Genomic DNA, 15,060 nt, shown 5'->3' with positions numbered 1-15,060 from the left:
CACTTCTTACTTTCTCCGCCCTGACCGCCCCACCGGCGTTGTACAAGTGGTCGAATCACGAGAAAAGGAGTTCCAAAGATGAATGCAAAGCAGACCAATTCCGATCGATCCTCGCAGAAGGCTCGATTCATCAAACTTGGACCAGGCGAGGGTCTGGAAACTCGCGTCAACATCGCACCGATCTACTTGCTCAAAGCGGGCGCCGCCCATACTGACGGCCAGTACTCAGTCCTTGAGGTCTCGGTGAACCATGACCTCCCACTCCACATCCACGAAACCGCGGACGAACTCTTCTTCATGCTGGAAGGTACGCTACGGGTGACCTTTGACGACGAGCAGTATGAGGTCGGCCCGGGGAGTTTTATGTTCCTGCCTGCAGGGATTCCCCATGCGGTTAAGCCGGTAGGGGAGACCGTGCCGCGTCTTCTGCAGATCTCGGTTCCCGGAGGTTTCGAGCACTTCATCGAGGATATGGTTGAGCTTCAAGCCAAGGGTAAGGCGATGGACTTGGATTCGGAGGAGTTCCGAGAGTTCTCGCGTAAGCACGACTGGACCTTGCTCGGGTCGGCTGGAAGCGCTGATCTCAATACTGACGAACCGCAGGCTTCGTAGCTGCTCCGGAATTCGGGCTGGTCATTTTCGAATTTGATAACGGGTGGATTATCCTCCTGTAGTTGTTGCCTTGATGGCATTTGAAAAGAGCCGCGAGCAACGGTTGAGCGGCAATTGGCCGAGCCGGCGAGGTCCGCAGCTTGGCGCGGGTCCGGCCGGGGCCACTGGTCAGCGGGTTCCGGCGGGACCAGGGGCTTTGTATGAAAGCGATTGGTCCGGGTTCGGTGCAGTAATCCGTGACGTGCCGTCATGTCTTGGTCTGGGGCCGGTAACAGAGCAGGCACGGCGCCGGTGATCATGTGGTTGTCGAGACCCATGAGAACCGAGCGAGACCGTGCCTGCCCCCGCATCATCTCCCACGCCCTGCGTGCTGGACCAACTGACCCGCGCCGAAGCCGCCGCGCCCGTCGCCGATGCCGTGCGATTGCACCACTACCTGACCCTCGTACCTGACCCGAGGGGTCGCCGGGGCCGCTTGTACCCGCTGGTCCCGCTGCTGTCGGCCGCCGCGGCAAGCGTCCTGGCCGGTGCACGGTCACTGACCGCGATCGGTGAATGGCTCGCCGACGCTCCGCGCTGGGCGTTGCGAGCCCTGGGCTTCGCGCCCGACCCACTGACCGGCCGGATCCCGGTGCCGCATCCAGGCACCGTGCGCCGGCTGCTGGCCCGTCTGGACGGTGATGCGCTGGACGCCGCGATCGGCTCCTTCCTCACTGCCCGGAATACCCCCACCGCCGCGGGCGCGCGGCGGCCGATCGCCGTGGACGGCAAGACCGTACGCGGCTCGCGCACCGCCACCCCCCGGCCATCGCCCTGCTGGCCGCCATGACCCACACCGGAGACGTCCTCGCCCAGCGCCAGGTCGCCCACAAGAGCAACGAGATCCCCGCCTTCGCCCCGCTGCTGGATACCCAAGACCTGACCCACACGGTGATCACCGCCGACGCCCTGGACACCAGCACGCCCACGGCACCTAACAGCGCGAGCGCGGCGCCCACTACATCGCCCACGTCAAGGCCAACCACCCCGGCCTCTTCGACCGCGTCCGCCGGCTGCCCTGGCGCGAGATCACCCTCGACCACTACGAGCGCACCCGCGCCCATCACCGCCAAGAGATCCGCAGGCTCAAGACGGCCGCCTTCCACCACATCGACTACCCCGACGCGAAGCAGGCCCTCCAAGTCGTCCGCTGGAGACGGGACCCAGCCACCGGCGCCCAACTCGCTGCCTGGATCCGTGGCCACTGGACGATCGAGAACCTGCTGCACCATGTCCGCAACCGCACCTTTCGCCCGGAACAACAAGAAGACGCCGCGCTGCGAGGCCCTTCTCCAGGCCGAGGAGCGCACCGAGTTCGCGCCCCGGTTCCCGGCCGGCCACCAGGGGCAGATTGCGTTCCTCCTGGCCAGCTATGCTGGCAACGCCTCCCTGGTCGCCGCGCTCTTGGGCACGGAACCGCGACGGACGCGGTATCCGGGTGGAGATCCACCCGCTCAACCAGTCCCAGGTGCCGCAGCAGCTGCATGCCGCGGGCCGACCGAGCACATCGCGGTGGATGTTCGCGCAGACCACCGAGATTCTCGGGCTCTGTGAGTTCCCGGCTTTGCGCTGTGTCTGAGGGGACGTTGAGCTGGGGCGTCGGGGCAGATCTGGATTCTCATGAGGTGTTGGTGTGCTGATCTGACCAGCTTGAACTGCGGAGTGTTGACCCCTGGTTAGAGGTGCATGAGTCTGTGACCTGCTGATACGTGTTAGATCTGGAATGTCGCGGATACCTCGGGAACCCCTAGAAGTATGGCGGCGTTTGCGCAGGTCAGGGAGCTGATGGAGTGCAGGGGCGGTTTACTGCTGCGTGGGCAGCCGTCCTGAGAGGCGGCAGGCGTCTCGTGCTGTCGAGGCGTTTTCGATCATGGCTCGCGACCGGGCCGTGCGTCCCCGTCCGGTCAGTGGTGCGGTTCCGAAGAGCGCTGAGCACGGCCCCGGTGGTGGCAGAGCTCGTCCTCGTGCCGCCGCACGATCCGGTAGAGCCCACGGGACCAACCGGCCCCGTCCGTGACTCGTAGACGGGGCCCTTCGCGTGCGCGGCGGGGCTCATGGCCGGTTGGAAAAGGGGCGGTGGCGGGACGTCCAGCCCGGCAGAATCGGGTGATCGACACGTCCCTTTGGGGGAGCTATGCAGGAACTTCGCTTCGACGACGACATCCGGTTCACCGCAACGGTCAGCAGCGATCAGGCGTGGCTGAAGCGTGCGCTGGGAGCGCACGAGCTGAGCGTCCAACTCGCCGTCGGGGTGTCGCCCTTCATCGAGGCTGGGAAGATCCTCGCCCTGGAGACGGACCTGTTCGGCTCGACACGGCAGGGCAGCGCCACCGGCTCGCCCGGACCACAGCGAACCTGGCGTACACCCCGAAGATCACTGTTCACCGTGTGAACCTGTCCTTCCCGCTGACGTCACTGCAGGTCCATGCGATCGAGGAAGGCCGCACCGGCGACGTACGGTTCGAGGTCGACCTCAACGCGACGCTGCCGCAGGCGCCCGGCTACCCGGGGAGCGCCCAGGACACGGCGCACATCACCATCGCCAAGAGCCGGTGGGAACAGCAGCTCGCGCAGCTGGGGCCGTCCGCGGCGTTCGAGATGGCCGTGCCGTATCCGCTCGGCGATCCGGAGAGGGACGAGGTCGGCTGGACCCTGCGAGAAGCGCAGCGTCTGCTGACCATGGGTGAGATTCCCGCGTCCATCCTGCAGATCAGGCGGGCACTTGAGTGGGTCCGGGAGAACGCGGGATGGGACAACCCCGGCAGGAAGGTCCCCAGCCAGTGCAGCCAGACCGAGCGATGGTGGCGGATCCAGGACGCCCTGTACGGCCAGACATGCGGCGCTCTGCACAATGACGCGGTCACCAGGGACTTCGCATACGACCGGGCCGAGGCCGAGACGCTCTTGGCGATGACCGCCGCACTACTGCGGAACGTACGCACCGCTGCGTGATGTGAAGGCGTCATTCCCGGCGGTGGAGCCCGTTGCCGTGATGCCGGCACGTCACGCTCGCCGTCTGGCGCGACGGGCCACACGGCGGCGCCACGCTTCTGGGCCCGAACGGCGTCAGCCGCCGCATCCACGCTCGTATCGGTGGTCGTCTGGGGGCGCTGGATCACTCACCCGGCGCCGGACGCCCAGCGCTCAAGCTCTGGGAAGGCGGTCTCCCACGCGTCGCGGACGGCCTGCTGATCATGGTCCTCATCGTGGGCCATAGCGCGAGCAGGAGATCGCGGTTCAGGAAGCAGGTGATGTCCTCGCGCTGCCCTTCGGCGAGCACGGAGCGGTAGAGGCTCATACGCTGGCGGGGCCGGTCGAGGTCGTAGGTGCGCAGTCCTGACCAGGCGATGTGGAGCGGCAGATCGACGAAGCTGTGCGCTGGTCCGGCGAGGGCCTCCAACGCGTCGGGAAGGCGTCCCGCATACCGCTCGTACAGCACCGCGGCGACGGGCGGCCTGGCACCAGAGAAGTGAGCCAGGACCGTCGGGAGCTGCTACTGGGGCCGCATGACGTGTCATCGCCCTGTTCCTGACTGCAGCATGCGCAGCAGGAGAGCGGGGACGGAGACCTCTGTGGCGGTGACGAAGTCGTGCACGGCATCGGGCAGCTGAAAGCCTTGCTGCCGGTGGAGCCGCTGGCGCAGGTTGTCCGCGACGTCCGGGGACAGGGTGGAGGCCGCGCTGCGAAGAGAGGCGAGCTGCGCGGCCTGGGCATCGGAGGTATCCGCACTGGCGATGGTGGCGTCGGCCTGAGCGCGAGCTTCGGGATCACGCTCCAGGCGGCGGATGACGGCCTGGGCGAACGGCGGGTCGACGTCCTTGGTGAAGTGACTGCAGATCCATGCGCTGTCGTGGGCTACCTGGTCCACGAAGCCGGCAGTCTCGACGGCTGCGTAGGCCAGCGGGTAATACACCGACACGTCCACCTCGACGTGTCCGTGCAGGTCTCGCTCGCGCTGGAGGGCCTCCCAGGCGCCGACGACGGCTGTGTCGTCGGGGAACCCGGCGGCCAGGGCGAGGAACGCACCGGAGGCGGGGAGCGGGTAACCGCTGTGTCGTGGGCCCAGTTCGGTGTGCAGTGCGCGTTGCACGCTCGCCGGGTCGAGGCCGAGGACCAGGGGGTCGGCCAGGAGCAGGGGTGCGACCTCCCGGCTTCCGGTGTCGCTCGGCCGGAGGTTGTCGATCAGGGTGCGCAGCAGGTGCGGCTCGCCGCGGTGAGTGTGGGCGTACCAGGCGAGCACGGTGTCGTGGGTGAGGAGGTGGGGTTGCTGGTCGACGGCCGCGGTGAGTTCTTGCGCGAGCTGGGGGTGGCGGTCGGCGACCAGCGCAAGATACTCCCAGGCCGTGTCCGTGGCGGGGGAGAGCATGTCGCCGGTGAGGCGTGTGAGGAGGGTGTCGCCGAAGTGGGCGCGTAGAGCGGGCCAGTGGTCGGCGATCTCGCCGAGCACGAGCAGGTCCAGGTCGGTGCTGATGAACTCACCCAGGGGCAGCCGGATGGGGCGGCCGTCGTGTTCGACGAGGTCGTCCAGCAGGCCGAGTTGGCCGGTCAGTAAGATGCCCACCCATGCGGCACGCCGCCGTGCCCAGTTGTTGTGACCGAGGCCTGAGGCGGTGTCGCGGAGTACGGACTGGGCCTGCTGCCATTCCAGTTCGGGAAGCGCGCCGCGGTCGTGGTCGCGCAGCAGGTGGGTGTGGAAGACGGCGGAGGCGGCGGGGCGGATGAGGTCGTGGGGCTCGTTTGGCCACTGAGCGGTCAGCTTCCGGATGAGGGTGCTGTCGCCGGGGTGGTCGCGTAGCAGGGTGCACAGGTGCAGGCGGGCGGCGGTGGGCAGGACCGGGTGGGCGGCTCGCACCAGGTCAAGGACGGGCTCGAGGGCGGAGAGCTCGCTGCCGTAGCCGGCCAGAAGCGATCCAAGTGGGGCCTGCGCTCTGCGCAGCATGCTGGCCGCCCGGTCGCGGGCCGAAGCGGTTGCGGGCAGGGCGGCGACGACCGCGGCTTCGGCAGTGAACTCGTATTCGTTGGCGGGCTCTTGCACCGCCTCCAGGCATACCCGGGCGATCTGCTCGGCCACCGGCCCCGAGGTCAGGGACTGGTGCTGGCAGCTCTCCAGCAGCGCGTGGATGACGATTTCCTTGCGGAAGCGGCTGTCGTGTGCCGGTGTGGCAAGGAGGGCGAGCAGCCGCTCCCGGGCCTGCTCGGCGCCCAGGATTCGCACGGCCGCGTTGGCCACCCGTGATGCCCGGCCTGCCTCGCCGTTCAGCGCCGTGGACAGCGCCTGCTGCACTTCGGCGTCGTGGGCCCAGTGCTCGGCCAGGGCATCGGCGGCCCAGTGCGGGACTTCGCTGTCGTGCAACTCCTTCAGCAGCACGGACCGCAGCACCGGACCCCGGTCCAGGGCAACGAGGGAGGGGAGCTCGAAGTCCAGGAAGGCCCGTGGATCCTGTTGCAGGAGTTCCTCGGCCGCGGCGGCCACGGCCGTATGACCAGAATAGGGGCGGGCCAGCGGCCCGATGCCAAGGAACCGGATCTGGTGTGGGTCGTTCACCAGCGTGGTGCAGACGTAGTCGATGACGGTCGCATCCTGGGCCCAGACCAGCAACAGCACACTCCAGGCCACAGCTCGGTCACCCTGCCCGGGGCGCTGACCGGACACGATGGACAGGCAGGTGTCGCGCACCTGCTCGGCCTCGCCGGGAGCCTCACGCAGGGCGGCCGCGATCGCGTCGGCGAGCACAGGCTTCCACACGTCGTCGGTGAAATCCTCAGTGTCGAGTCGGCTGACCAGCCAGGCGCCCTCTTCGGCCGTCACGGCCTTCGGCTGCGAGCCGCCGGCCTTGCGGCCGGTGCTGTGCTGCCCAGGCAGTACGCCCAGGACGGCGGCCAGGGCCGTCAGCCGCAGCCCCAGCACCTGTTGTTGCCGGGCAGCTGCGGCTGCGGCCGTGACCCGGTCATCATCGGGCCAGCCCAGCAGCAGACCGTGCAGAGTCACGGCTGCGTGATCGGCACTGGCTGCGTGGCGCAGCGCCGTCAGCATCGCCTCAACCACGTGCTCCTGCCCGTCCCGCGTCCCGTAGCGGGCGGCGAGCGCGCGGGCGGCCGCCCAGGCCACGTGCACGTCCTCTGACCTCAACGCGGCCACCAGCAGTGGCCAGACGGGCTTGGCCAGCTGCCGGTCGTCGGCCACCTGCCCGAGCCGGTAAAACACCTGCCACGGCAGCGGCTGACCGGCCGCAACCCAACGTGACAGGTACGGCACCAGATCACCGCTCACTGCTGGATCGTCCAGCCCGGCCACACACGCCGACAACAGCCGCTGCCGGTGCCCGACGAGGGGGTGGCTGTCGACCGCTTCCAGGATCGTGGCGGCGTGACGCCGGGCCTGGGGGAGAGGCAGCCGGATCCCGCTGAACACCGCCTGTGCCACCAGCTCGCGCACCGCCAGTGCTTCCGGTTCCGGCCCGTCGGCCTGCTCGGCAAGTTCCTGGAGCAGCCGACTGGTCTCCCCGGTGCGCTGCAGCTGCCACAGGATGGCCAACAGCACCTCATGCCAGCGTGGGTCCTGGGCTCCCTCGGCGAACAGGCGGCGCAGTTCCTCGAAGGACAGCTGCTGTGCGGCCTGTTCGGCGGCCAGCTGTTCCAGCAGGACCCGGTGCAGGAAGCCGATCTCGCGCGGGCCTTGCCGGACCAGCACGCCGAGCTGCCCCTCGGCGATGTCGACAAACCCTCGCGCCTGCGCGGCGGCCCCCGCTGCATCCAGCGCGAGGTGTCGTGGATCGCGAAGCGCGTCGATGATGTCCGCGCGGACCGTCTGTTCGGGCACGGCTTGGACATCGCCGCGCTGCTGGTGGGCCAGCGCAACGTGGGCCAGGACCTGACGGATGTCTTCCGGGTGCAGTGCGGTGGGCTCCGCGGTGATGCCAGCCGCCGTCTCACGCCGGGCGGGATGTTCCCCCAGCAGATGATCAATGGCGCCCGCGTACACCTCGAACCGCCTGTGCGGCAGGGCAGTCCCGGCCAGGTGCATGCCGGTGAGCAGGAGCTGGAAGAGCGGAATCCGGGCCAGCTGGCGAAGGTCCCGCACGCCGGACAGTTCCTTCACGAACGCCTCGGCCCGCGGGCCGCCGTCCGCCTCAGCGCTGCCGAGCCAGTGAGCCACCAACTCCCGCTGCTGGCGCGACAAGAGTGAGGCCAGCGAGGCGTACTGCCACACTCCCGTCGGCTGCAGCCGCGACAGGCCGTAGGGGCGGGTGGCGGCCACCGCGGGCAGCTGGCGCTGGTCCAGGAAAGTCTCCAGCGCGATGAGAGCCCTGCGCGCAGCACTCTCGCTCACCCATTCGTCCAGGCCGTCGATGACCAGCAGCAGCCGGTCATCGGCCAGTGCCTTCTCCACCAGCGGCCACAGATGCCCGACGTCGTACTGCTCCAGCCAGGCCCGCAGCGTCGCCGCCAGCGAGGCTTCGGCGCCGTCGTAGCGGGCCAGCCGGCGAGTGAAGAACGGGAAGGGAACCCACAGGGGCAGCCGGTCGCCGAACCGTTCGGTCCAGCGCGGCAGGGCAGGGGAGTCGGCGAACAGGTCCAACAGCGCGAAACGCAGCAGACTGCTCTTGCCCGAGCCCGGTTCCCCGACCAGGACATGGCGTCGGGCTCCGGCCAGCCAGGCGTCCGCGCTGGTGCGGATCCCGGTGGCCTCCCCGGTCACTGCTGGGGACGCGGTGCTGACGGCCACCATCTGCTCCCCGGCCTCGGAGCCAGGCACGGTGAGCGCCTTCCCCAGCTCGTCGGGATGGTGGCCGTAAGCGGACGCTCGCGCCTTGCGGTACCAGGCCGTGGCGGACATGCCGGGGGAGACCCCGTCGGGTGGTGACAGCTGGGTAGGCCAGCGGCCCAGCTGGTGCAGCGGGAGCACGTCGGGAAGAACGAACCGCTGCCGCAGATCCGGCTGGGTCTGGGCGTGCTGCAGGGCGATCGCACCGGAGTCGGTGTGCGCGAAGAAGGTGGCGTAGAAGGAACCGAGCTGTTCGCGTAGCTCGGCGACCTGCACGGCATCGAGCCGGGTCGCCAACGCGGCCACCTGCTCGGGCCCGAACAGCTCCTCCACCCATGGGCGACCGAAGAAGTCATGGACGATGCGCGGGCGTTGCTTCAGCCAGTCCGACAGATACTCCGCATCCCATACCTCGAAGGTGATGCCCGCCTCGGCCAGCCGTTCGCGCTGCGTCACCACCTCGTCAGCGATCTTTTGCGAGACGGCCGACAGGCTGGTGGCGTAGACGAAGACCCGGCTGACCGCAGCCCACGTGCCGTCCAGGAAGTCAGTGACAGCCTCCTCGAGCTGCCTGGCGGTCACCGACTTCACCCGCCGCGACTGCAGACTCAGGTAGACCCGCTCGGGATCAGAGCCGTTCTCGACGGAACCGTCCGGCAGACGGACATACAGATCGATACCCTGCTGCTCTTGGCCCCGAGTGCCGTACAGGCTTCCCTGAGCGCGGGCGTCGTAGACGCTCATGCGCCCGGTGGCACTGTCGCCCCCGGCATGGTCGGTGGAGTCCTCGACCGTCCCGCGTTCCACCGCCCGCTTCAGACACAGCCGCTCGAAGTTCTCCCAGGCCAGACGCTCCAGCGGCAGGAGCTGCTCGCTCGTATGGACGGGCAGCGGAACCGTCTGCGGCAACACCAGCGTGTGCAGCCGGGCCGGCGCTTTGGCGTACTGAGACGGACTCGTCGATGAGGCATGCCGCATACACACCATCATCGGCCACAGCGTCACCAGCCTGGCGGCAGTCGGTGCTGACCGGCCCCAACCAGAACCGTGTCCAGCTCCTGCCGCCCGCCCGTTTCATGGCGGGCGGCAGGCCACATCTGCGTCGACGGCGAGAGATGTCAGCTGCCGCTACGACGCCTCGGGCGGTGTGTCGCTCCCTGAGAGGGCAGCAGCGCTGTGCTAAGCATGATCCCATCGATGAGAACGGTGCAGTAGCCGGGCACTGAGCTCTTGTGCTCGATCACCCGAGGCCGCTCCCGCGGTGGCGCATCCCCGACTGGCCGGGCCGGCCGAGGGCAGTGCGGTGAATGAGGACGAGCTTGCCGGGGGGCACATGATGAGTGAGCTGCAACTGTGGGACGACAACCCAACGACGGTCGACCTTCTGGGATTCACCTCGATCGTCGACACCGTTGCGGCTGCCCTGCAGTCCCGCTCCCTGGACCCCGTGACCATCGGGATCAACGCTCCCTGGGGCGGAGGGAAGTCCACCGTTCTGGGCCTGCTGAAGGACGAACTGAACCGCCAGAGCGGCTACCGCGTCATTCGCCTCGATCCGTGGGAGTTTGACGACCAGTTCGATGTGCGCGGCGCCGTCATCGGTGAAGTCCTACAGGACCTGCTCACGAACTACCCGGATGAAGGACTCGACGACCGGGTCAAAGACCTGTTGGACCGCATCAGTTGGTCACGCGTCGCCTCCAGCATGGCCCGTGGCAGGCTAGTAGCGCAGACAGAAGAGCTCGTTCAAGCACTCACGCCTCGATCGAAGGAGAACGCCAGAAGCCTGGCGGGCTTTCGCAGCGAGTTCGCCAAGCTGCTCCAGGACCTGGCGCCGCTGCAGCGGCTGGTCGTACTGGTAGACGACCTCGACCGGTGCCTACCGGACGCAGTGATGGCCACGTTGGAAGCCATCAAGCTGTTCCTGTCCGTTGAGAAGGTGGCCTTCGTCCTGGCCGCTGATCAGGAGATGGTGCGGGAGTCCATCGCCGTCAGCCTCGACGCCACAGGCCGCGGCGAACAGTTTGCGCAGCGCTACCTGGAAAAAATCGTCCAACTGCCCCTGTCTCTCCCGCGCATCAGCGCGGACGAGGCCGCCGCGTTCATCACCCTCCTACTGTCCGAACAGCGCTGTCCGCAGCAAGAGCAGTACACACAGCTGATCGGACACGCGCAACAGCGACGTGCTCAGGGCCTGTCACCCGTCCTGGCCGACATGCAGAGCCTGCCGTGGGAACCTGATGCCGAGACTGTGGGACTGGCCAGCCGTCTCGCCACCGGCCTGTCGGCTCACCGCTCGGGAAGTCCCCGCAGCATCAAGCGGTTCCTCAACGCGTGGGCGCTGCGCACCAGGATCGCCGAGCGGCACGGCATCGACATCGAGGCCTCGGTGATTGCAAAGCTCATGCTGCTGGAAGACAGCCACAGCAAGGACTTCGAGACGCTTGCTGGACTCCAGGACGCCCAGCGCAGCGAACTGCTGCAGCGCTGGCAGGCTTGGGGACGCGGCGAGGAGCCTGACAAGCCCGACGAGGTCAGCGAAGCGAGCAAGGAGTGGGCCGCGTCCGACCCCGACCTCATCAACGCCCCGATCGGACCGTATCTGAGCCTGGCCGCGTCACTCGTAAGTCTCACCGCCGCGGCCTCCCTGACACAGCAGCAGCTCTCCTGGGCGAGCGACCTGGCCAGTGCTTCGGACCCGCACCGCAATGAAGCCCAGACACAGATCGTGGCTGCCCCCGTCGCCGACCAGCAGGCCGTCGCCCAGGCACTCATTCAGCGGGCACGCCGGGAAACGGAAACCGATCACCTGGTGCAGTCCCTCGTCTACATAGCCACCCACACAGCCGAACTGCGTGCGCTGATCGCGCAGGGGCTGTGGGAGGTACGCAAGTACCTCCTGCCCGGGGCCGTCGTCGACATCGACACCAGCGACGTCGACGAGCTGCGGGCGCTGCTTCCCCAGCTGGCTGAGGCCACCGACATCGAACCGGCGGTGCAGCAAGCGGCGCAGATGGCACTGGGGCGCTGATGGGTACCTCCGGCTCCTACGGCGGCAGCGGCACGTCCGACTGGCAGCAAGCCCACGACGCCTTCGACGCCCTGCCCGGCTCTGCGCCGGCCGGATCCGGCCCCGGGGATCCTCCCGATCCCGCACAGGACCAGCAGCAGTCGCTCGACAATCTCCTCGACGCTCTCGGCGCGGCCCTGCAGAAGGACGACGCGGACCGCGGCAGGCCATCGGCCGCCGGGTACCCGCTCTCCGCCCTGCTCGCCTCTCCCCGAGGCAGCGGCGGCGGGGGAGGAGGCGCCGGCGCAGGAACCCAAACACCCACGGGCAGAGCCGGCGCGGGTTCACGACGCCAGGTCGTCAAAGGCTCCGCCCGTGGGGCCGCTGCCCTCGCCGGCGCCTACGCGCTGCGCAGCGGTGACGCGGCCCGGCTTCAGGAACTCGGCCTCGATCTCGCCGAACTGCGCACCATGGGCCCACGGGCACAGATCTCCCGCATCCTGCAGGCGGTGCTCGGCGACGCAGGCCACCCCGACGAAGCCGCCCTGAGGAAAGCCGCCACCAGATGGGTCAAGGCCGTGCTCCTCGACCCCCAGCCGCCCGCACCACAAGAGGGCATGCGAGGACTCATCACCGAGTGGATTTACGAGCTCTCCCTGGTCGAACTCGGCTCCAAGAAGGCCCAGGGGAACCTGACCGCGCAGGAGGCCATCCATAAACAACGATGGCTGCGCTCCTGGCTGGAACGCCGACTCAAAGGCCTTCTCGTTCCCGATACGCAAGGCATGACCGTACAGCAGTTCACCGCTACAGCAGCCAAGGTGACCGGGGAGGCACTGCGTATGCTGCGCGCACGACGCACATGACCACTGCCATCGAAGTGCTCCCGCACGACGCCGATCAGCACGAACCCTCTGCCAGGCCCGTGCGCTGGGCCCGTACGCGCGACGACGGCCAGACCGCCGAAGTCACTGGCACCCTCGGGTGGGATCTGGACCTGATCGGTCGGGCCCCTGTGGCCGCGGCAGATCTGGTCCGTATCGCGGCATCGGCCTATCTCGCCGATCGCACGGTCCGCCGTCCCCTCACGTTCGTCAGGACGATCGAGCTCACCGCCCACGCGGTCAACCCCGAACCCTGGAACGGTACGTGCGGCCAGCTCGTCGAAGAGCTGCTGCACTGGCTCACCGGTGATCTATGGCACCTGCGCACCGTCCCCGCCCGGCCCACAGACCGGACGCTGACTCCCCTGGAACCGGCCGACGACGTCATGCTCCTCAGCGGCGGCCTCGACTCCCTGTGCGGCGCCGTCGACCACCTGACGGACGGCACCCGACGGATCCATCTGAGCCACTACGATGGCAGTACCGCAGTACGCAGAGCACAGACCAAAGCCAGCTCCTGGCTGCAGAGCCGTGCCTCCCAGTCGCTGCGGCATCTCAGCGCCAAGATCTGTCAGACCGGCCCCTCCCCGGAGCCCTCCTCACGCAGCCGGAGCCTGCTGTTCGCCGCTCTGGCTGCCGCGACCGCGGCCAGCTCCGCCAGCCCGCAGGTCACGGTGCCCGAGAACGGCTTCACCAGCATCAACCCACCACTCACCCCAGCACGCGGCGGCTCCCTGTCCACCCGGTCCACTCATCCCGGCACCTTCAGCCGCCTCAACACCCTTCTGGCCAGCGCAGACATCTCCGTCCAGATCGTCAACCCCTACCTCCACCGCACCAAAGGCGAGCTCCTCGCACGCGCACATGACCGCACCGGCGATGCGCTGCTCGCCGCAGCGGCCGAGACCCTCTCCTGCGGCAAACTCGACGGGGCCCGCTATCCGGGCGGCAACGCGAACCTCAACTGCGGCCTGTGCGTGGCCTGCCTGGTGCGCCGCGGGTCCTTCACCACCGGCCCCTACCGCGACCCCACCGTCTACCTCGTTGAGCGCCTAGAGGGCATCTCGTACCAGCGGCTGCTCACCAACCGTCGCAAAGACGTCCGCGATGTTCAGCAATCCATCCTGAACGGCATCGAGGACACCGATATCCTTGCCGTCGGTGATCTGCCCCCCGAGACCGACTTCGACGCCGTCGTGGACCTGTGCCAGCGAGGCCTCCAGGAACTGAGCCGTGTCCCTCTTCCCTGACGAACTGCCTGCGCTGGACTGCCACGCCCACATCGCCCCCGACGTCACCGCCGCCCAGATCGACGCACTTCACGGAGCGGTCGTGCTCGCCATGACCCGCACCCCGGCAGAGACCACCCACGCCCTGCGACGCCGGGACACCATGCTGGTCTGGGGCACCGGCGTGCACCCCGCGGTACCGGCCGCACTGAAGGACTTCAGCCTGCGGCAGTTCCGCACCACCCTGAAGCAGACCTGCCTCATCGGAGAAGTCGGACTCGACCGCCGCGGCAGCCTCGACACGCAGCGTTCCGTACTCACCCAGATCCTCAACGCCGTGCGCGACGAGCCGGTCATCCTGTCCCTGCACAGCAGCGGGCGCACCGGGCCCCTGATGGACCTGCTCACCAGCCGCCCGCATCCGGGCCTCATCCTGCATTGGTTCCTGGGCAGCCCCGCCGAGCAGAAGCAGGCGCTTGACCTGGGCGCCTACTTCTCGGTGAACGCCGCCATGCCAGATGACATCCTCACCGCGTTCCCCCTGCACCGCCTGCTTCCCGAGACCGACTTCCCCGCCAGCAGACGGACCACCCGGGCGACCCGCCCCGGAGTCGTCGAGCCGCTCGAACAACGGCTAGCCCACCTACACGCCACGACACCACAGCTGATCAGGCGCCGCTTCTGGCAGAACCTGCGAGAACTGACCACCCGAACGCAGGTGCTGGACCGCCTGCCGGAACCCATCGCGGACTGGGCACTGGAAGCCTGACCCCAAACGGTCCGACACGCCACGCGAGACGGCAGGAGACGCCCGCCGTGAGGTTCACTCACTCGCCCCGACGCGATCGGCGATCTCCGGACGGCCAGCAAGCGAACCCGGTAGACGACATCCGCGCAGACTCCCCGCCAGCAGGAGCTGCGCCTCCTTCAGCCCCCGCGCCGTGGACAGGTCGGCACGGGTGAAATCGGTGTCCGTCAGATCAGCACCCTTGAGGTTCGCACCACGCAGATCCGCCTCGGTGAAAGTGGCTCCCTTCAGCAGGGCCCCCTGCAAAAAGGCGTCTTGGAGCTCTGCCCCCTTCAGATGGAGACCAGCCAGATCTACCGGTCTACGACGGCCGCCCCACCAAGAACGCTTCACCGTCAGCGCACGCAGCGCCTCCAGGACCTGCTCCTTCGGCTTCTTCGGCAACTGTGCTGCATCCAGCGCCGTTGCCGCAGCGTCCGGTGCATGACGGCGCACGAAGGCATTGAGTACCCGTGCCGCATGCTCGCCCTGATCCGGCGCATCCTGGACGATCTGTTCCATCGCCAAGACACCCCCGATACGCACATATTCCTCGTCCGAGCTCAGCCGCTCCAACGCCTTGGTGAAGCGATCAGTGACCTGACCCCGGCGACTGAGCCGAAAGGTACGCGCCGTATAGGTCAGAGCGATGCCGGCCCCGACAGCGGCGACCACCTGCACGACCGCCAGACGAAACTGGCCCACGGCCGCTGCCCGACCAGGAGCATCCAGAG

The 15,060-nt window shown here is 68.2% G+C and carries 11 protein-coding genes; 8 read left to right on the top strand and 3 right to left on the bottom strand.

Annotated features, from left to right (window positions below):
- Positions 1-78 precede the first annotated feature (78 nt).
- The 4 genes from AB0M11_RS27760 (at position 79) to AB0M11_RS27745 (ending at position 3,603) form a co-directional block, all read left to right on the top strand.
- The gene (locus AB0M11_RS27760; protein ID WP_365710125.1) at positions 79-612 is read left to right on the top strand and encodes a cupin domain-containing protein; all 534 of its coding nucleotides are present in this window, start codon (positions 79-81) and stop codon (positions 610-612) included.
- Between the two features lie 367 nt (positions 613-979).
- Positions 980-1,441: a transposase family protein gene (locus tag AB0M11_RS27755; RefSeq protein ID WP_365710123.1), complete on the top strand. Its 462-nt coding sequence runs from the start codon at positions 980-982 to the stop codon at positions 1,439-1,441.
- A gap of 1,344 nt (positions 1,442-2,785) precedes the next feature.
- Complete coding sequence (locus AB0M11_RS27750) at positions 2,786-3,043, top strand: hypothetical protein (RefSeq protein ID WP_365710121.1); 258 nt, start codon at positions 2,786-2,788, stop codon at positions 3,041-3,043.
- The gene (locus AB0M11_RS27745) at positions 3,040-3,603 is read left to right on the top strand and encodes a hypothetical protein (RefSeq protein ID WP_365710119.1); all 564 of its coding nucleotides are present in this window, start codon (positions 3,040-3,042) and stop codon (positions 3,601-3,603) included. Before AB0M11_RS27750 ends, AB0M11_RS27745 begins: the two co-directional genes overlap by 4 nt.
- Positions 3,604-3,766: 163 nt before the next feature.
- Here AB0M11_RS27745 and AB0M11_RS27740 read toward each other — a convergent pair whose 3' ends face one another.
- Both AB0M11_RS27740 and AB0M11_RS27735 read right to left on the bottom strand, forming a co-directional pair.
- Complete coding sequence (locus tag AB0M11_RS27740) at positions 3,767-4,090, bottom strand: hypothetical protein (protein ID WP_365710117.1); 324 nt, start codon at positions 4,088-4,090, stop codon at positions 3,767-3,769.
- 75 nt (positions 4,091-4,165) lie between these two features.
- A complete protein-coding gene (locus AB0M11_RS27735) occupies positions 4,166-9,394 on the bottom strand; it encodes an NACHT domain-containing protein (RefSeq protein WP_365710115.1) in 5,229 nt (1,742 codons plus the stop codon).
- 283 nt (positions 9,395-9,677) lie between these two features.
- Between AB0M11_RS27735 and AB0M11_RS27730 the strand changes: the two genes are divergently transcribed.
- From AB0M11_RS27730 to AB0M11_RS27715, 4 genes are read left to right on the top strand one after another with little or no spacing between them, the layout of a single operon-like run.
- The gene (locus tag AB0M11_RS27730) at positions 9,678-11,447 is read left to right on the top strand and encodes a P-loop NTPase fold protein (protein WP_365710113.1); all 1,770 of its coding nucleotides are present in this window, start codon (positions 9,678-9,680) and stop codon (positions 11,445-11,447) included.
- Positions 11,447-12,292, top strand: coding sequence for a hypothetical protein (locus tag AB0M11_RS27725; protein WP_365710111.1), 846 nt, complete (start codon positions 11,447-11,449; stop codon positions 12,290-12,292). The genes AB0M11_RS27730 and AB0M11_RS27725 overlap by 1 nt, the downstream gene beginning before the upstream one ends.
- Before the next feature lie 14 nt (positions 12,293-12,306).
- Complete coding sequence (locus AB0M11_RS27720) at positions 12,307-13,560, top strand: hypothetical protein (protein WP_365710109.1); 1,254 nt, start codon at positions 12,307-12,309, stop codon at positions 13,558-13,560.
- Positions 13,544-14,308 carry a TatD family hydrolase gene (locus AB0M11_RS27715; RefSeq protein WP_365710107.1) on the top strand — a complete coding sequence of 255 codons (765 nt, stop codon included), beginning with the start codon at positions 13,544-13,546 and terminating at the stop codon, positions 14,306-14,308. Before AB0M11_RS27720 ends, AB0M11_RS27715 begins: the two co-directional genes overlap by 17 nt.
- A gap of 54 nt (positions 14,309-14,362) precedes the next feature.
- Here the strand turns inward: AB0M11_RS27715 and AB0M11_RS27710 are convergent, their stop codons facing one another.
- A complete protein-coding gene (locus tag AB0M11_RS27710; protein ID WP_058915214.1) occupies positions 14,363-15,031 on the bottom strand; it encodes a pentapeptide repeat-containing protein in 669 nt (222 codons plus the stop codon).
- Positions 15,032-15,060: the final 29 nt, after the last annotated feature.

The organism is Streptomyces sp. NPDC051987 (assembly GCF_040680735.1).
Lineage (GTDB): Bacteria > Actinomycetota > Actinomycetes > Streptomycetales > Streptomycetaceae > Streptomyces.
This window is presented reverse-complemented; position numbering and strand designations above follow the sequence as displayed.